Origin of the sequence: Algoriphagus aquimarinus (assembly GCF_007997215.1) — a bacterium.
Taxonomy (GTDB): Bacteria; Bacteroidota; Bacteroidia; order Cytophagales; family Cyclobacteriaceae; genus Algoriphagus; species Algoriphagus aquimarinus_A.
In genome coordinates this window covers 45,495-63,851 of the sequence record NZ_VORW01000008.1, presented here as the reverse complement: position 1 = coordinate 63,851, position 18,357 = coordinate 45,495, and the positions used below count along the sequence as shown (strand labels likewise).

The window sequence follows — 18,357 nt, the reverse complement described above, 5'->3', positions numbered from 1 at the left end:
CTTTTCTTATTTTTTCTCGTTTTTGCCTTTACCAGAATCCTTCGATTCGTCTGAGTTAGCAATTGATTCCCTCATGGAAGTATCAGATTGGATGTTTTCCATTCTATAGTAATCCATGACACCAAGCTTACCCGTTCTGAATGCTTCTGCTATAGCCTTTGGAATTTCTGCTTCAGCTTCAATTACCTTAGCTCTCATTTCCACATTTCTAGCTTTCATCTCTTGCTCTAAAGCAACAGCCATCGCACGTCTCTCTTCCGCTCTTGCTTCAGCAACTTTTAAATCTGCAGAAGCCTGATCGATTTGTAGTTTCGCACCGATGTTTGTTCCCACATCGATATCAGCAATGTCAATTGAAAGAATCTCGAATGCAGTTCCTGCATCCAAACCTCTTTGAAGAACAAGTTTTGAGATTTTATCTGGGTTTTCCAACACGCTCTTATGAGTAGCAGCCGAACCGATAGAGGTAACAATACCCTCACCTACTCTAGCAAGAATAGTTTCTTCACCAGCACCACCAACTAATTGAGCAATATTAGCCCGTACAGTTACTCTAGCTTTTGCAATCAACTGAATACCATCCGCAGCTACTGCAGCTACATTAGGCGTATTGATCACCTTTGGATTTACAGAAATCTGAACTGCTTCAAACACATCTCTACCAGCCAAATCAATCGCAGTAGCTTGCTTGAAGGTCAAATTGATATTTGCTTTATCAGCTGAAATCAACGCTCTGATCACGTTTGGGATATTCCCACCTGCCATGTAGTGAGTCTCTAGGTCATTAGTCGTCATCTCAAGTCCTGCCTTAGTAGCCGTAATCAGAGAATTAACAATAATACTTGGTGGCACTTTTCTAATTCTCATCCCTATGAGCTCGCCTATTCCAACTTTCACATTGGAAAATTGAGCTGTGATCCAGAGGTTGACTGGAACAAAGTACAAAAAGATGAAAAGTAGGACGATTCCTGCGACCGCAGCCACTAGGATGAACATTGAACTGTTCGGATCTAAATTCTCCATATTATTTTACTAAAATTTTATTGTTTTCGATTTTGATAATGGTGACGTCAGTCTCCACAGCAATAAAACCATTTTCTGATTTCACCTCATATACTACATCTCCAAAGCTAGCTTTTCCAATCGGTTTAAGGTCTGAGATTGTTTTGCCTGGCATTCCTATTTGTAAGGCATCAGTACGGCCATCAAAGGCTCCACCTTGCATAGAAGACTTAAGGGAGAAACGATTCCAAAGACCTGATTTGAACCCATAAACTATAGCTACAAGATTCAGGATCACCGCAGCAGAAGTAATCCACCAAGCGACCTCAGCATCAAAGCTCAAAAAAGCATAGGCTACCCCTGCCAAACTCACAGCAAGCCCAAAGATCCCAACTACCGTAGTCCCAGGTACAAACAGTACTTCGGCGAGTAAAAGGACGAGACCAATAATAAGAAGACTGGATAGGACTAGGATTGTCATTGACTTTTCAGAAAAAGAATAGATGTCTAAAATACAAGTTTCCTAGTTATCCCTCGTCAATTACAAATAAAAAAAGCCCGGATATTTCCGGGCTTGTTGATTAGTAGGCTTTTGCAAAAAGGACTCGGCCTGTAGAAGGTTGCCCTGTAAAGACACAAACTCCCGCTTCTTCTTTTCTATCTAAAGGAATACATCGTATTGTTGCTTTAGTGAGATCCTTGATCTTCTCCTCGGTCTCAGCAGTTCCATCCCAATGCGCAGACAAGAACCCGCCTTTCTCTTCCAAAACTTCTTTAAACTCATCCCATGAATTCACTTCCGTAGTCATTTCAGCTCTGAAATTGAAAGCTTTTGAATAGATGCTAGTTTGGATTTCAGCTAACATCGCAGTGATTTTATCTGAGATTGGCTGCGAGGTCAATTCAAATTGCTCTTTGGTCAGCGTATCACGTCTGGCGATTTCAATGGTACCATTCTCTAAATCTCTTGGGCCAATAGCAATTCTAAGCGGAACACCTTTTAACTCATGCTCTGCAAATTTCCATCCTGGCTTGTACGTATCACGATTATCGTATTTCACTGAAACCCCAACTTTGCGAAGTTCAGCTATAATCTCATTAGCTTTCTCCGTGATGGCATCCAGCTCTTCGTCTTTTCTATATATAGGAATAATCACTACTTGTATTGGTGCCAATTTTGGAGGCAAAACCAAACCGTTATCATCTGAATGAGCCATAATCAATGCTCCCATCAAACGAGTACTTACGCCCCATGAAGTTCCCCAAACGTATTCAAGGCCACCTTCTTTTGTGGCGAATTTCACATCGAAAGCTTTAGCAAAATTCTGCCCCAAAAAGTGTGAAGTTCCAGCTTGAAGAGCTTTTCCATCTTGCATCAAAGCTTCAATACATAAGGTATCGTCAGCTCCCGCAAAGCGTTCGCTTTCAGTTTTTCTTCCTCTCACTACTGGCAAAGCCATAAAATCTTCAGCAAACTGTGCATAGACATTCATCATTTGCATAGTCTCCTCTTCAGCTTCCTTTTTAGTCGCATGAGCCGTATGACCTTCCTGCCAAAGGAATTCTGTAGTACGTAGGAATAATCTTGTTCTCATTTCCCAGCGAACAACATTTGCCCACTGATTCACCAAGAGCGGAAGATCTCTATAGGATTGAACCCAATTTTTGTAAGTACTCCAAATAACTGTCTCTGAAGTAGGGCGTACGATTAGCTCTTCATCCAATTTAGCATCAGGATCTACGATCACTCCACTTCCATCTTCAGCATTTTTGAGTCTATAGTGAGTGACTACTGCACATTCCTTTGCAAAGCCCTCGACATGTTTAGCTTCCTTGCTTAGAAAAGACTTAGGAATAAAAAGTGGAAAATATGCATTGGAATGACCGGTTTCTTTAAACATCCGATCAAGTTCTGCTTGCATTTTCTCCCATATTGAATAGCCGTAAGGCTTGATGACCATGCAACCCCTGACAGCGGAATTCTCTGCCAAGTCGGCTTTTTTAACTAATTCGTTGTACCAAAGCGAATAATCCTCGCTTCTCTTAGGTAGTCCTTTACTCATTGTGGTTGGTTGAGATACAGATTCTGGTTATTTTTACTAACTTATGCGGGGCAAATATAAACCAAAAAGTATAACCCTTCACTTCTGCTCTCGTATAAGAAAGTAACATTTAAACTTCTACTATGAAGAATTCCTCAATCATAACCTCCTCATTTATCCTCGGATCGCTGATCTTAGTATCGTGTAGCACTAGCCAATTAGCTACTAAAGACACTAACGATAATTTGTATTTCATGGCTTCAGATGCTAGAGTAGCAACTGAATATGCTGTGCAAAACAATAATCCAGAGCAATTCCAGAAACTTTCATCAACGTCAACTGAAACAATTCCTCAGGAAAGTTTTAGTTCAAGAAACGTAAATCCAGACTATATCGCTAGGTATCAGACTGAAGAAGATACAACTCAGGATGATATAGTGTATTTCGATGAAGCTGGTGAAGAAGAAAACAATCCAGACATTAACGCTTACGACAATTATCGGGTAGGTAGCTCAGGAAACAATTCCAACTTCAGCAATTCCATGGCTTTTAACATGGGTATGATGTATGGAATGAATTCATTTGGAATGGGTGGATTATTCAATCCTTACATGGGCTATGGTTTTAGATCAGGATTTAATATGAGTATAGGATTTGGTTTTGGTAATCCTTTCTATAGATCTATGTATTATAGACCGACTTATGGCATGATGGGATTTTACGATCCTTGGGGACCAGTTTATGGCATGGGTGGATATGGTTACGGATATCCAGGTTATGGTTATTCTCCAATGTTCTCGAGCAATCCAGTCTATGTACTTCCTGGCGGAGAATATGGAGATCGTAGAGTTGTAAGAGGAGCAAGACCTTCAAGAGGCTCATCACTAGTTGCTTCTAGAGGAGGAAGCGTATCTAATGCTGCACTTCAACCAAGTACTGCTAGAGCAGTAGCTAGAAGGGAAGTCCTAAATAGTAGTAATAGTGCCACCTCAAGACGGTTAGTTTCTAATTCTGATAATTCAAGAGTTTCGGCTAGAGACTTCAGTTCATCTCAAAATGATTATTATACTTCAAGAGCTAGAGAAGGAAGCACAAGAAATGTTGGTTCAGCTGCCATGGGCAGATCTGTTTCAAATTCAAGAAGTGCAATGCCATCTGCTAGACCTAGTGTAAGTAATTCAAATAGTAGATCTATCAATACCGGTAGAGGTGGAACAGTAAGATCTGCAACCCCATCCAATACTAGAACATCAAGCCCTTCATATAATAGAAGTAACGTGCCTTCAAGAACTTCTTCGCCTTCATATAACAGAGGTGGTACAAATACAAGAACAGTAACTCCAAGTAGAACAAGTACTCCTACAAGAATGAGTGCACCTACTTACACCACTCCTTCTAGAAGCTCAGGCAGTACTGGAACTTCAGGAGGCGGTACAAGAACTACATCAACTCCAACTAGAGGAGGTCGAGGTAATTAATTTCTTTTGGTAATTTAAATACAAATAAGGCAGTGTTCTCACTGCCTTATTTGTTAATACCTATTTTATAGACCCCTCTCAATTTCTTTATTGAGTTTTTTTCGGAAAAAGAATCCACATTAAAGAAACATTTTCATCAGGTACCTACGTTTATTTACTACATCCAAATCAAATCTAAATGAGAATACCCATTCTGGTTTTATCACTATGTTTATTTTCCGCATCGTCGCTTTTCGCACAAAGTGGATATTACGAAGATGCTTACAGATTCAGCCAAGTCAAACTAGCTGGTTCAGCCCGTATAATGGGGGTCGGAGGAACACAATGGTCCTTAGGTGGTGATGTTTCTAATATTGCAGGAAATCCAGCAGGCTTAGGTTTCTTTAGATCATCAGAGGCAAGTGGTACTATAGGTTATACCGACTGGGGCGTTAAAACCAATTATTTGGGGCAAAGCAAAAGCTATAATACAACCGACTTCTCATTACCTAATGTGAGTTTTGTTATGGCTAATCCAAAAGATGATTTCGAGCGAGGTGCATTCAAGGGAGGTTCATTTGGAATTAGTATTCAGAGAATAGCTAATTTTAATACTGAATATGGATATTTCTCGGTGCAACCAGGTGAAACTTCTATTATGGATTTTTACGTCCAAGACGCAAATGGTTTCCCAGTTGAACGATTTTCAGGTTTAACTAACCTAGCTTATCAAACATACCAGATCAATCCTGCATATAACTCAAATGGTCAACCCATTTCAGGTGAATATTTACCAATAAACAGTTTAGATTTCACCGCTCAGCAAGATGAGAATATTAGTCAGGAAGGTAGTTCTAGTCAAATAACATTCGCTTATGGAGCAAATTTTAATTATAAATTATTTGTTGGCGGATCTGTAGGCATAAGATCATTAAATTTCTCATCTACTAAGGTTTATAATGAATTTTTTGGTACTGATGCTCCTCTTATAAATTCATCTCTGAATGAGCGATTATCCATAAATGGCGGTGGAGTTAACTTAAATTTAGGCCTGATTTACAAACCAATTGACTACTTGAATTTAGGCTTTACATTTCAATCACCAACTTGGTATGCCCTAAATGATGAATACTCAGCTGACATGTATGCTAATTATGATGGGTATGTGTATAACCCAACAGAAGATATCGAAGAAGTTTTAGGAGAGTATCAGGAATTTACAGACGTATTCATTAGCTCTTACAATCTAAACACTCCCCTTAAAATAGGTGGTGGTGCTACTGTTTTCTTAGGGAAAAATGGATTCCTTTCCACAGATGTTGAATGGGTAGACTATAGCGCTGCTAGAATTAAATCGAAAGATTTTGATGAAGGTCCGGACAATTTGGAAATTCAAAACCTTTATACGAGCACTATTAATTTTAGATTTGGAGCAGAATATAGACTTAACAACTTTAGATTTAGAGGAGGCTATGGTTACTATGGCGACCCTATCGCTGATTCAGATTATGACAGAAGTTCACAACAAATCACGGGTGGCTTGGGTATGAAAATTAAAAAATTCTCAGTCGACTTTGCACTCGTGAATCAAAAATTCAATACACTTTATAGTAGTTATCAAGTATTAGACAATCAGGGGAATAATATAGGTCCTGTCACTGATATAAAAAATAACCAGCTAAACGGAGTGCTAACACTAGGTCTTAGTTTCTAAGCAAACGAATCAATTCAGACACTAATAACTCAGCGGAGAAGTCTTCACCGCTGAGTTTTATTTTTGATTGGCGGTAGAAGTAATCTCTCTCTACTAGCAAACTTTTTAATTTCAAGGTGATTTCGCCCTGATCAAGCCCTGAAAACATTGGCCTATTTTGCGCTTTGGATAAACCTAGCCTCATTGAAATCTCCTCTAATGGCACATCTAAATACACGGACACTGCTTTCTCATTAATCAAGTCCATGTTGTCATTGAAGCAGGGACAGCCCCCACCAGAAGCCAGAACATAAGAATCTTCTCTATTCAAAAATTTCTGAAGAACCTCTGTCTCCCATTCACGAAATTTACCTTCACCATATCTTGAAAAAATATCAGGAATTGTCATCTGAAAACGATCTTCAATCAGCTGATCTAGATCATAGTAAGCAAACTGTAACACTGCAGCAAGTTGTTTTCCAAACGTACTTTTCCCGGAACCAGGAAGTCCCACCAAAACGATTTTCAAATCCTTACCCATCTCCTATTTCATGTATAAATCCAAGACTTCAATTGCCTCAGGAGTGTTATTATGATGATATTTTCCCAGTACCTCACCATTTTTAAGCACTAGTATTCCCGGATTAGATCGGATTATTGTTTTGACTACAGTGGCATCAGCCTGAAGTGAAAGCACATCCCAGCCCCTTGATTTGGTAAAACTCTGGATTTCATCCTGAGATGCTGCAGCCACAAATACCGGCTGAACAGGAGAGCCTTTTAGTGATTTAACCATCTGATCAATTTTATCTAGATTGGAATCATTCAGCTTAGCCATACTACTTACTAAAATCAATACTTTGTTTCCGGTGAAAACTTCTTCAGAAAAATCACCATCCTCGTTCCAAACTGCGAAATCCGAAATTTTCGGTAATGCATCCGGGTTCTTCAAATTCATTTCTACAAACTCCAGACTTTCATCAGATGGATACTGATCAAAAGTCAGAAGTTCCCCATCCTTTTTCATCACGTAGGAATACTGCAAAGGAGAAGATGGCTGCATATTTTGAGGAATATTCACCCCTATTTTATATGCCCTAAAATCTATAAAAGGGAGATTGCGAACAGCTAATACCGCCAAAACAAAAGATAATACCATGGCAACTACTGTTACACCCTTAGCCCATTTCGGAAATGTTTTTGGCAAATCCATTTGAAACAAAAAGAGTATAGAAATCAATACCAATAGGATTAAATCTTTGTAGAAAGATTCCCACGGAGTCAATTTAATTGCATCACCAAAACACCCGCAATCAGTCACTTTATTGAAATATGCGGAGTAAAAAGTGAGAAACGTAAAAAACAAAATCATTAAGCCTAGTGCCCAGACAGTAAATCTGCTCTTTACTCCCAATATCAGCATCACACCAAGAACTACTTCTACCACAACTAGAAATATCCCAAGCTCCAATGCAATTGGCTTCAAATAGATGAAAAAACCAGCTATATCATTCGAGAACACATCAAAGTACTCTTCCAATTTGATCGCTGTTCCTACAGGATCATTGACTTTAATCAGTCCTGAAAAAATAAAAAGGCCTCCGACAATAAATCGAATCACCCATAAAAACCCTTGCTTAAACATGATAGTCTAATTTAATTAAACAAAACACTGCATAATTGATCATATCCTGATAGTTAGCTTCTATACCCTCTGACACTAATGTTTCTCCTTGATTATCTTCTATTTGTTTTGTCCGTAACAATTTCATCAAGATAATATCCGTCATCGAACTCACCCTCATATCTCGCCAAGCTTCTCCATAATCGTGATTCTTATTTTCCAAAAGACCACGCGTTTCATTTACCCAGTGATCGTAAGCGGGTTCCAGTTCCTCAAAGGGGATCTCCATCCGCTTATCTTTCAAATAACTGATTTGAAGTAGAGCAATCAGGCAATAATTAATAATCCCTACGAAATCATCTTCAATAGGATCATTTACTTTTTGACTTCCTTTCTCCTGTATAGAGCGGATACGTTGAGCTTTTATGAAAATCTGATCTGTGATGGAGGAGAGCCGAAAAATTCTCCATGCTGTACCATAATCTATAGTCTTCTTACGAAATAGTTCTTTACAACGGCTGATAACTTCCCTATATTCGTTACTCGTTTGCGTCTCCAAAGTATATTTGTTTAATGTTTCCTCTACCGGGCAAGTCTTCTAAAATCGAAGATAAATTATTTCCCCAAAAAAACACCCTTCTAATCGATGGAAGGCTTATCAGCTGGGATAAACCTCAGCTGATGGGAATAGTAAACCTAACGCCAGATTCATTCTTCGAAGGAAGTAGAGCCGAGAAATCAATAGATAAAGTTGCGAAATTAGTCAGATCGCACATCTCTAATGGCGCTGGCATACTGGATCTTGGAGGATATAGTAGCAGACCAGGAGCAGCTGAGGTAAGTTTGCAAGAAGAAATCGACCGAGTAATTCCTGCTGTCAGATGGATTGTATCTAATTATCCGGACACATTAATTTCAGTTGATACTTTTCGTGCAAAAGTTGCTGAGGAGGCGATACTTTCAGGCGCTCATATCGTAAATGATATTTCGGCAGGGGATTTGGATGAGGAAATGCTACAAACTGTAGGAAAGCTTCAAGTTCCTTATGTAGCGATGCATATGAGAGGAAATCCTCAAAACATGCAGAAAAAAACGAATTATTCAGATATTTTGGGAGAAATATTGTATTATTTCACTGAAAAACTGGAACAATTCAGAAAGTTTGGCATCAAAGATGTAATAATTGATCCTGGGTTTGGATTTGCAAAAACTCTCGAACAAAATTATTTCTTGCTACGGAACCTTCATCAGTTCCAAGCGCTTTCATTACCAGTGCTCGTAGGTATTTCGAGAAAATCCATGATATCAAAAGCATTAGATGTAGTAGCTGGAGAAGCACTTAATGGCACTACAGCATTAAATATGTTTGCTTTGTGTCATGGGGCAAACATCCTGCGAGTTCACGACGTTAAAGAAGCAAACGAAACATTAAAATTATACAACACTTTATACCCTTGACATTACTTTTCAAAATAGGATTTTTAGACATTTCCATCGTCAATATCATAGATATTGCCTTGGTTGCAGCCCTATTATATCAAGTCTATAAACTTCTTAAAGGAAGTGTAGCAATCAAGATTTTTCTTGGCTTTCTTTCTATCTATCTGATTTACTTATTGGTACGAGCTCTTAGAATGGAGCTTCTTTCTGCTATTTTAGGCCAATTCATGGGAGTGGGTGTAATAGCAGCCATCATTATTTTCGCACCAGAAATAAGGAAATTCCTTCTCTTAATTGGCCGATCTTCTTTATTATCAGATGACAACGTCTGGAAGGATATGCTTTTCTTCTGGAGAAAAAAGGACAATTCTCTTTTCAATATTAGCCCTATCATTGACGCATCTAAAACGCTGGCAGGCAGTAATACTGGAGCTTTGATGGTTATTTCAAAAAGTACTGAATTGAAATTTTATGCAGAAAGTGGAGATATTTTGGACGCCGAACTATCTAAAAGACTTCTAATCTCCATTTTCAATAAATATAGCCCGCTTCATGATGGTGCTGTCATCATCCACAACGGAAAAATAAAAGCCGCTCGCTGTATTTTACCAGTAACAGAGCGCGAAGTGCCTGCGCAATTTGGACTTCGCCACCGAGCTGCTATAGGCATGTCAGAAGCTACAGATGCTATTGTTTTGATTGTATCTGAAGAGACAGGACAATTATCTATGTCCAAAAATGGAAAAATCATCCATAATATGTCCTTCCAAGAAATAAGAGAAACAATCAATGATTATCTTAATAATCTTGATGTTGATACGCGTTTTGAAGATCTCGAAGAATATGAGATGAAAAAGCGAAGAAAACTCGCAATGACTAGTAAGTCAACAACATAAAAACGGCAAGTTATCACTTGCTTTTTTTTATCAACTACTTTAAGTACAACAGGTGTCACTACTTCCGCAGAGGAGCTAGGCTAGTAATTTTTCCACCAAATCAATCCCCGACATAAAATAAATCTTAAGTGGTTTTCATCGACCCTAAGTTTATTCTTGTTTAAAAAGTAGCTCATGATTTGAAAAAGGCTGTTTCCTATACCATATAGTCTTCTTCCAAAGTATAAATTCCCTATTTTTGCCCCTCTAATTAATAATCCGAATATGTCTATTGCCAGCAAATACGATCCAGTATCTACCGAAGCCAAATGGTATGCTTACTGGATGGAGCACAAGCTTTTTTCTTCGAAAGTTGATCATTCCAAAGAACCGTACACTATTACTATGCCTCCACCAAACGTCACAGGCGTTTTGCACATGGGGCATATGCTGAACAATACCATACAGGATGTTTTGATTCGCCGAGCACGTATGCAAGGCAAAAATGCACTTTGGGTGCCTGGTACTGATCACGCATCTATTGCTACAGAGACCAAAGTAGTGAACATGCTAAAAGAGCAGGGAATAGACAAGAAATCTCTGACTCGTGAGAAATTTCTGGAACATGCCTGGGAATGGAAAGATAAATATGGAGGAATTATCCTAGAGCAACTGAAGAAGCTTGGCGCTTCATGCGATTGGGATCGCACTGCCTTTACGATGGATGCTGATCTGAGTGATGCAGTAATCTCTGTCTTTGTAGATCTCCACAAAAAAGGAAAAATCTATCGTGGTATCCGCATGGTAAACTGGGATCCGCAAGGCAAAACGGCTTTGTCCGATGACGAAGTAATCACTAAGGAAATTCAGTCTAAGCTCTACTATATCAAATACCAGATCGAAGGGACGGAAGATCAATTCCTGACTATTGCGACTACTCGCCCTGAGACCATCATGGCCGATGTAGCGATTTGTGTCAATCCAAATGATCCGAGATTTACTCATTTAAAAGGTAAAAAAGCCATCGTTCCTCTGATCAACAAAGCCATTCCGATCATCGAGGATGAGTACGTAGATATGGAGTTCGGTACAGGTTGTTTGAAAGTGACTCCTGCTCACGACATCAATGACTACGAATTAGGACTTAAGCATAAACTGGAAGTGATCGACATCTTAAATGATGATGGCACACTCAATGAAAAAGCTCAGATTCTTGTAGGAGAAGATCGTTTTGTGGCTAGAAAAATGATTGCCAAAAAACTTAAGGCAGTAGATCAATTGGAGAAAATCGAAGACTACAAATCCAACGTTGGTCATTCCGAAAGGACTGATGCAGTGATTGAGCCTAAGCTTTCCTTGCAATGGTTCTTGAAAATGGACGAAATCACCAAGCCTGCACTAAGTGCGGTAATGGATGATGTGATCCAGTTGTATCCACCAAAATTCAAGAACATGTACCGCTCTTGGATGGAAAATGTACGTGATTGGTGTATCTCCCGCCAACTTTGGTGGGGACACAGAATCCCAGCTTACCACCTTCCAAACGGAGAATTTGTAGTAGCAAAAACTGCTGAGGAAGCCTTGATAATCGCCAATGAGCAATATGATGGCAAATTCACTTTAGCTGACCTGAAACAAGACGAGGATGTATTGGATACCTGGTTCAGCTCATGGCTTTGGCCTATCTCGGTTTTTGACCCAGAAGTATTTACCACTGGCAAACCGAACGAAGAACTAAAATACTACTATCCTACTAATGACTTGGTGACTGCTCCTGAAATCCTATTTTTCTGGGTGGCACGTATGATTATTGCCGGCTATGAATATACTGGCGAAAAGCCTTTCAAAAACGTGTACCTGACGGGAATCGTACGGGATAAATTGGGTAGAAAGATGTCCAAGTCGCTCGGTAATTCTCCTGATCCACTAGATCTTATCGCTCAAAACGGAGCTGATGGTGTTCGTACAGGAATGCTTTTCTCCTCTCCTGCCGGAAATGATTTGCCGTATGACGACAAATTGGTGGAGCAAGGAAGAAACTTCTCTAACAAAATATGGAATGCCTTCCGTCTTGTTCAAGGCTGGGAAATTGATCCAAACCTTGACGGATCTGCCAATGCCTCTAGTATAGAATGGTTCGAGAACCGCTTCAATCAGGCTTTGGTGGAAATCAATGATCACTTCGAGAAATTCAGAATTTCCGATGCGCTCATGACGACCTATAAGTTGGTTTGGGGGGATTTCTGTTCTTGGTACTTGGAGATGATCAAGCCAGCTTATCAGCATCCTATCGATCAGCAGACTTACGACAAGACTATTGCTCTTTTTGAAGACATATTAAGAATTCTTCATCCTTTCATGCCGTTTATTTCGGAAGAACTTTGGCATCAGATCAAAGAAAGATCTGTAGAGGAATCCTTGATTCTGGCTTCTTGGCCAAGAGAAAAAGGGTATGATTCACAAATCATAGAGGATGCTTCACAGATTTTTGAAGTGGTATCACAAGTAAGAAATCTACGTGCATCCAAAGGAATGTCTCCGAAAGATGCGCTTGACCTTACGATCAATACTAGAAACGAAGCCCTTTACGGTAGATTCTCAACTGTATTAAATAAACTAGCCAATCTATCCTCACTGAACTTTGGTGAAAAAGTAGAGAATGCAATCAGCTTTGTGGTGAAGTCTGATGAGTGCTTTATCCCAGTGGGAGGCTCGATCAACGTGGAAGAGGAAAAAGAAAATATCCAGAAAGAGATCGATTATAATAAAGGTTTCTTGAATTCAGTAATGAAAAAGCTTAGCAACGAACGGTTTGTTGCGGGAGCACCTGCTCAAGTCATTGAAATGGAACGCAAAAAACAAGCTGACGCAGAAGCCAAGATCAAAGCTTTGGAAGAAAGTCTAGCCAAGCTAGGATAGAACCAAAACTCCCGCTAAGGCGCAATGGCGAAAAGTTTTATAGGGAACGGGTAGCAGATTCAAACGCTTACTTAGACTTATAATAAAACCGTCTAGGTTTTGTAAACCTCGAAGGTTGGAGAGCATCTCTTTTTGGCCTCAGTGGTTAATTCCCTTAAAGCAAAAAGCCCGACTGATTATCAAATCATTCGGGCTTTTAAATATATGATTATTGGAATCTACGCAGCGTTTCTTGCTGCATTTATAATTCCAAACATACTTCTCAAGATTAACTTTTGAAGCACTTCCGTAGTCTTTCCTGTTTCAAGAATTCTCTGAATGGCAAATTGCTGCACTGTAATCAAAGGCAATACTATTCGCTCACGAATTTCAATTGATTTTTTAATCACTTTATTATCACCCATCAATTCATCCATTGAAGAGACTGCTTTGAGCTTCTCAATAGATCTGAGATATTCATCATACATGATTTCCCACAACTCGCCGTAGTTCTTATCATCCTTCAGATATGCTGTAGCTGGATAAAAACACTTGGTCAGCGACTGCATAGAGTTGCCAAGAAGGGCTCTGAAGAAAAGGCTATTGTTATAGAGCTCTTTCAACTCTTCTAATTTCCCTTTCTTTTCCAAGACCTCAACTGCAGCTCCTACACCGTAGAAACCCGGAATATTTTGCTTCATCTGCGCCCAAGATCCTACAAAAGGAATAGCTCTTAGATCTTCAAACTTTAGACCTTCGCCACCTTTACCTCTTTTCAATGGTCTGGAACCAATATTTACCATTCCGAAATACTTCAATGGAGTCACATGCTCCAAATACGGAACAAACATCGGATGGCTTTTGAATTTCTTATATGCTTCATATGCTTCTCCGGCAAGTTCATCTATCAATGCGCGTTGGCCAGTGTTTAGATTCTTATCTGCACCGCCATACAAATGGTTCTCCAAGCCTGCACTGAGGAGTTGCTCAAAATTGTAAGTACAAGAAGCCTGCTTACCATAGTTTGAAGAAATTGTCTGTCCTTGAATAGTAACCTGGATTTCAGAATTTTCTACTTTTTCACCTAGAGAAGCATAGAAATTATGCATGTTTCCTCCTCCACGTGCAGGAGGTCCACCTCTACCGTCGAAGAAGACGACTTCGATACCATTCTCTCTGGAGACTCTGGTCATTTCCTCTTTTGCTCTAAGAATTGACCAGTTGGCCTGTAGATACCCACCATCTTTAGTTCCGTCAGAGAACCCAAGCATGATCGTTTGCTTATTTCCTCTGAATGCCAAATGCTTTTGGTACTCTGGAAGATTATAAAGACTCGTCATAATCTCCGGTGCTTCTGCCAAATCATCTATAGTCTCAAAAAGTGGCACAATATCCAATGGAAGATCTTCCTTATCAGCACCAAGAGTCAATTTTGCCAGTTTGAACACTTCCAGCAAATGCTTTCTTGACTGACAGTTTGAGATGATGTAGCGATTCAGAACTTCCTCTCCACTTTCCTGTTGGATTGAATCTATCACGCCAAATGACTGCAACATCTCTTGGTTAAACGGATCTTGGAAAGAAGCAATTTCTGGAATCGAAGTAAGGCTCATGATCTGAGCTATCTGCTCATCTTCTGTCCCCTGAAGCTCCTTGCCCTGAAGTTGGAAAATCTCCTCTATCAGCACATCGTGCTTACGGCTATCCTGTCGCATATCCATGCATGCGAAGTGAAAACCAAATATTTTTACTTTAAGAATAAACTGATCCAATATATCCAGGAATAGTCCCTCGTGATATTTGATCAAACCTTCTCTGGCTGAAAGCAAATCTGCCAGCAATTGATCTTTGCTCTTGTAAACAGGGTCATTTTCAAATAGAGTAGCATATAGACCACGCTCAATGTTGATCAGGATTTCCTCTACATGCTTGAAAGTCAACCTTCTTCTCACTTTACGCACATCGCGGTAGTAGCATTTCAACACCCACTTCTTCAGACGCTCAGCTACTTGCTTGGTAATGGTATGTGTGACAAATGGATTCCCGTCTCTGTCTCCACCTGGCCAAAAACCAATCTTCAGCAAACCTGGATTTTCCCAGTCATGAAGCGGGATATTTAAAGACCCCAATAAGCGAATCATAATATCAGAAATACTATGATAAAATACATTTTCCAAGAACCAAATCAAACTTACCGCTTCATCGTAAGGGGTTGGCTTCTCTCGTTTGGTGAAACCTGTTTTCCCTAACTGTTGTAATAAGGAATTTATCTTACCAATGTCATCGGTACGAATGGCATTCTCAAGGTCAGTGATGATTGCTAAGACATTCCCAGGATAAAACTGAGTAGGGTGAGCAGTTAGTGTTAGTCGTACAGAGAAAGTTTTCAACTTTTCTACTAGCTCTTCTCGCTTGTTATCATTGTCTGTTCGGTCAATCAAAGCTTTGATAGTTCCTTTTCCATTCAGATCATGGATCTTCTCATAGGCAGCATCCTCAATAGAATCAAACAGTACTACTTGTCTTTCTACATATTGGATCATCTGGAAAAGCAAATCAGATTGCTGAGATTCCGTAGAGTCAGGCATCAATTCATCGAAAAACCCTGCAATAATTTCCTTTGGAGTTAATCCTTTCTGGAAACCATTTTGACATGCTGTCCCCAAGATCGGAAGCAATGTTCCCGTGCGGTAGATGTCATTGAAGGGAAGATCTAAAAATAAACTGTTGTAAATAGTGAAGCGCTTGGCTACTTGGGTATCATAGGTTTTATACATTATTCATCTTCCGTTTTAATGGTTAAGCAAATTAGTAAAAATTCTAAAAACTGAAATAATTATTGAGTATTCATTAACAAATAAACTTATTCTCTTCCTTTTTATTAACCAAATGAGTAATTATCAGATAAAAATGCAAAAACCTCATATCAGATATTTCAATATCTTTCCGGCATGAAATCGAGCATATCGTATCCGACTCACATTGGAATGATTTTCAGCCATGCGAGATTCAATAGCCTGCCCCGGCTTATCGGGGTAACTTTAGAAAAGCAAATTATAACTACATGAAACAATCACTTTTAATAACTGCGTTTTTAGCCATCTCCTTCGCCTGCACCACAGACAAAACAACAGAAATGACCGAAACCCCGATTACTTACTCTTTTTTGGTAGGGACCTACACAGATGATGCAAGCCAAGGCATAAATCAACTTGATTTTACTCCTTCGGAAAACAAACTAGAAGTTCGGACAATTTTCCCCGGTATTCAAAATCCCTCCTTCGTATTAGCAAATTCAGCAGGAGACAAGGTTTTTACTTTAGAGGAAATAGACAATGTCCCAGGAGGTAATATAATCAGTTTGAGCCGGACTTCAGAGGATCAATCGCTCTCAAAACTAAGTGAATTACCTAGCTTCGGAGATCATCCCTGCTATATCGCTCTCTCTCCCAACGAGGAATTTCTAACTGTTGCAAATTACAGCGGAGGGAATTTTAGTGCCTATAAAATTGGAGAAAACGCAAATTTAACTCACTTACAGACTATTCAGCACGAAGGTAGCAGCATCAACCAAGCCAGACAAAATTCCCCACATGTACATAGCACAGTATTCAGTCCAGACGGTAAATTCTTGCTAGTAGCGGATCTAGGTACCGATGAGGTTTATGTTTATAATTTTGATCAGGATGCAGCAAAGCCATTGACTTTAAACAATATACACAAAGTCACTCCTGGAGATGGACCAAGACACTTGGTTTTTTCTAAAGATGGAAAAGAGATCATGCTAGTAGAAGAGATGTCTGCTTCTCTGGATATTCTCAGTTTTGATGCTGGAAAAATCAGTCCTATACAGAAAATATCATTGGTAACGGAAGGGTTTGAAGGTGGAGTCGGAGCTGCAGAAGTGAGATTATCTCCTGACGGCAAAAACATCTACGTTTCAAATCGAGGTGATGCAAACACCATTTCTGTGATCAGCAAGAAAGCTTCTGGGGAATACGAATTCATTCAGCAGATCTTATCGGGAGGAATTATGCCAAGAAATTTCAATTTGACTGCAGATGGCAAGTATTTACTTGCTGCTCATCAAGCAAGTGATGATGTGATCATTTTTGAGAGAGATCTGGAGACAGGAATACTTACCCAGACCGATTGGAAAGTGAGTGTACACAGTCCAGTTTACTTATTCAGACTTGGTGACTAGGAAGGTTGCTCCCAGTCGACCTGAGGATTATAATGAATTTTCCCCTCCTCTATTTCCAAAGGAGATTTCAGATTATTCTGGTACAATTTACCTGTACCCAAACCTTGAGGAACAGTAGCATCCAAGCTATCAGCAAGCTGCGCAATAGCATTCAATCCAATATTGCTCTCCAAAGCCGAGGTCATCCACCAGCCTATTTTACGGCGTTCTGCTAGCTGTATCCATTCTTTTGTTTCGAGGATCCCGCCAAGCAGGGTGGGTTTTAGAATAATATGCTGAGGCTGAATTTCATCCAAAAGCTCAGCCTTATTCTTAACCCCTATTAGTTCCTCATCTAGCGCAATGGGAAGCGGAGTGGCTGCGCAAAGCTGCTTCATTGTTTCCCAATTCCCAGCGGCAATTGGCTGCTCTATGCTATGCAACTCATACGTAGCTAATTGCTGGAGTTTAAACAATGCATCTTTCTCCGAAAAAGCGCCGTTTGCATCTACCCGAAGTGTGATTTGATCTTTAGAAAAGCGAGTTCGGATATAATCAAGAAGATCTAATTCCTGCTGAAAATCAATAGCGCCGATTTTCATCTTAATGCAGTCAAATCCCTGTTCGAGCTTTTCTTTGATTTGATCCAACATAAAGTCCTTTTGCCCCATCCAGATTAATCCATTGATGGCAATCGCCTTTACTCCTTTATAAAAACCATCTCCAAGAATCTTCCTATCCCCGCCTTCACTCAGATCAAGAATCGCTGTTTCTAAAGCAAACCGAATACTTGGCAACTCAAAAGGTATTAACTCCCTTAACTGGTTTAAAACATTTTCCTCGCCTGATCCAAAATGCAATTGAGACATTTGATCTAATGTTTTTCGAAGAACTTCTTCAAAATCCGGGCGATCATCCAAGCTCAGTTTCACCAAAGGAGCGGCTTCTCCCCAGCCTATTATTTCAGGTCTGTCTGAATGGAAAGCTTTGATCCAGAATACATCCTTAGTCTTCAAAACTCCTCTAGAAGTACCCGCATCAAATTTAAAAATCAGCGTCCGCTTAAGGTATTCAAAAGTAATTTTGGACGAATTGGACATGGATTATGACTGCTTTTGGAAGGTACTTGAAGTGACTTGGGCT

The 18,357-nt window shown here is 39.7% G+C and carries 14 protein-coding genes; 6 read left to right on the top strand and 8 right to left on the bottom strand.

The window, feature by feature from the left end:
• Positions 1-6 precede the first annotated feature (6 nt).
• The 3 genes from floA to proS all read right to left on the bottom strand — a co-directional run bounded on the left by floA (position 7) and on the right by proS (position 3,065).
• The gene (gene floA / locus ESV85_RS13005; protein ID WP_191322009.1) at positions 7-1,023 is read right to left on the bottom strand and encodes a flotillin-like protein FloA; all 1,017 of its coding nucleotides are present in this window, start codon (positions 1,021-1,023) and stop codon (positions 7-9) included.
• Position 1,024: 1 nt separating this feature from the next.
• Entirely contained in the window at positions 1,025-1,483 is a 459-nt protein-coding gene (locus ESV85_RS13000) for an NfeD family protein (protein WP_146918265.1), read from the bottom strand.
• A gap of 100 nt (positions 1,484-1,583) precedes the next feature.
• Positions 1,584-3,065 (bottom strand): proline--tRNA ligase, encoded by a 1,482-nt coding sequence (gene proS, locus ESV85_RS12995; protein WP_146918264.1) that lies wholly within the window; start codon positions 3,063-3,065, stop codon positions 1,584-1,586.
• A 122-nt stretch (positions 3,066-3,187) separates the two neighbouring features.
• Between proS and ESV85_RS12990 the strand changes: the two genes are divergently transcribed.
• Positions 3,188-4,522: a hypothetical protein gene (locus ESV85_RS12990; protein ID WP_146918262.1), complete on the top strand. Its 1,335-nt coding sequence runs from the start codon at positions 3,188-3,190 to the stop codon at positions 4,520-4,522.
• Between the two features lie 178 nt (positions 4,523-4,700).
• Positions 4,701-6,215, top strand: a complete 1,515-nt coding sequence (locus tag ESV85_RS12985; RefSeq protein WP_146918260.1) for an OmpP1/FadL family transporter — start codon at positions 4,701-4,703, stop codon at positions 6,213-6,215.
• Here ESV85_RS12985 and ESV85_RS12980 read toward each other — a convergent pair.
• The 3 genes from ESV85_RS12980 to ESV85_RS12970 are packed head-to-tail and all read right to left on the bottom strand — an operon-like array spanning position 6,205 to position 8,377.
• Complete coding sequence (locus ESV85_RS12980) at positions 6,205-6,735, bottom strand: shikimate kinase (protein ID WP_146918258.1); 531 nt, start codon at positions 6,733-6,735, stop codon at positions 6,205-6,207. The genes ESV85_RS12985 and ESV85_RS12980 overlap by 11 nt on opposite strands.
• Before the next feature lie 3 nt (positions 6,736-6,738).
• Positions 6,739-7,839 (bottom strand): BT_3928 family protein, encoded by a 1,101-nt coding sequence (locus ESV85_RS12975; protein WP_146918256.1) that lies wholly within the window; start codon positions 7,837-7,839, stop codon positions 6,739-6,741.
• Positions 7,832-8,377 (bottom strand): DUF1599 domain-containing protein, encoded by a 546-nt coding sequence (locus tag ESV85_RS12970; protein ID WP_146918254.1) that lies wholly within the window; start codon positions 8,375-8,377, stop codon positions 7,832-7,834. The genes ESV85_RS12975 and ESV85_RS12970 overlap by 8 nt, the downstream gene beginning before the upstream one ends.
• 14 nt (positions 8,378-8,391) lie before the next feature.
• On the opposite strand from ESV85_RS12970, the gene folP reads away from it, so the two are divergent.
• The 3 genes from folP to ESV85_RS12955 all read left to right on the top strand — a co-directional run bounded on the left by folP (position 8,392) and on the right by ESV85_RS12955 (position 13,052).
• Complete coding sequence (folP, locus tag ESV85_RS12965; RefSeq protein ID WP_146918252.1) at positions 8,392-9,276, top strand: dihydropteroate synthase; 885 nt, start codon at positions 8,392-8,394, stop codon at positions 9,274-9,276.
• The gene (gene cdaA / locus ESV85_RS12960; protein ID WP_146918251.1) at positions 9,273-10,154 is read left to right on the top strand and encodes a diadenylate cyclase CdaA; all 882 of its coding nucleotides are present in this window, start codon (positions 9,273-9,275) and stop codon (positions 10,152-10,154) included. Before folP ends, cdaA begins: the two co-directional genes overlap by 4 nt.
• Positions 10,155-10,418: 264 nt before the next feature.
• Positions 10,419-13,052, top strand: a complete 2,634-nt coding sequence (locus ESV85_RS12955; RefSeq protein ID WP_146918249.1) for a valine--tRNA ligase — start codon at positions 10,419-10,421, stop codon at positions 13,050-13,052.
• Between the two features lie 218 nt (positions 13,053-13,270).
• Here the strand turns inward: ESV85_RS12955 and ESV85_RS12950 are convergent, their stop codons facing one another.
• Positions 13,271-15,808 carry a phosphoenolpyruvate carboxylase gene (locus ESV85_RS12950; RefSeq protein WP_146918247.1) on the bottom strand — a complete coding sequence of 846 codons (2,538 nt, stop codon included), beginning with the start codon at positions 15,806-15,808 and terminating at the stop codon, positions 13,271-13,273.
• A gap of 287 nt (positions 15,809-16,095) precedes the next feature.
• On the opposite strand from ESV85_RS12950, the gene ESV85_RS12945 reads away from it, so the two are divergent.
• Complete coding sequence (locus ESV85_RS12945; RefSeq protein WP_146918246.1) at positions 16,096-17,235, top strand: lactonase family protein; 1,140 nt, start codon at positions 16,096-16,098, stop codon at positions 17,233-17,235.
• Here the strand turns inward: ESV85_RS12945 and ESV85_RS12940 are convergent.
• Positions 17,232-18,314: an o-succinylbenzoate synthase gene (locus ESV85_RS12940; RefSeq protein WP_146918244.1), complete on the bottom strand. Its 1,083-nt coding sequence runs from the start codon at positions 18,312-18,314 to the stop codon at positions 17,232-17,234. The two genes, ESV85_RS12945 and ESV85_RS12940, sit on opposite strands and share 4 nt — an antisense overlap.
• Positions 18,315-18,357 lie beyond the last annotated feature (43 nt).

Excerpts from the sequence above, each read along its gene's own strand:
- folP (WP_146918252.1), top strand. The coding sequence starts at position 8,392 with ATGTTTCCTCTACCGGGCAAGTCTTCTAAAATCGAAGATAAATTATTT.
- floA (WP_191322009.1), bottom strand. The coding sequence starts at position 1,023 with ATGGAGAATTTAGATCCGAACAGTTCAATGTTCATCCTAGTGGCTGCG.
- ESV85_RS12940 (WP_146918244.1), bottom strand. The coding sequence starts at position 18,314 with ATGTCCAATTCGTCCAAAATTACTTTTGAATACCTTAAGCGGACGCTG.
- ESV85_RS12990 (WP_146918262.1), top strand. The coding sequence starts at position 3,188 with ATGAAGAATTCCTCAATCATAACCTCCTCATTTATCCTCGGATCGCTG.
- ESV85_RS12975 (WP_146918256.1), bottom strand. The coding sequence starts at position 7,839 with ATGTTTAAGCAAGGGTTTTTATGGGTGATTCGATTTATTGTCGGAGGC.
- ESV85_RS12945 (WP_146918246.1), top strand. The coding sequence starts at position 16,096 with ATGAAACAATCACTTTTAATAACTGCGTTTTTAGCCATCTCCTTCGCC.
- ESV85_RS12980 (WP_146918258.1), bottom strand. The coding sequence starts at position 6,735 with ATGGGTAAGGATTTGAAAATCGTTTTGGTGGGACTTCCTGGTTCCGGG.
- ESV85_RS12985 (WP_146918260.1), top strand. The coding sequence starts at position 4,701 with ATGAGAATACCCATTCTGGTTTTATCACTATGTTTATTTTCCGCATCG.
- proS (WP_146918264.1), bottom strand. The coding sequence starts at position 3,065 with ATGAGTAAAGGACTACCTAAGAGAAGCGAGGATTATTCGCTTTGGTAC.
- ESV85_RS12955 (WP_146918249.1), top strand. The coding sequence starts at position 10,419 with ATGTCTATTGCCAGCAAATACGATCCAGTATCTACCGAAGCCAAATGG.
- ESV85_RS12950 (WP_146918247.1), bottom strand. The coding sequence starts at position 15,808 with ATGTATAAAACCTATGATACCCAAGTAGCCAAGCGCTTCACTATTTAC.
- ESV85_RS13000 (WP_146918265.1), bottom strand. The coding sequence starts at position 1,483 with ATGACAATCCTAGTCCTATCCAGTCTTCTTATTATTGGTCTCGTCCTT.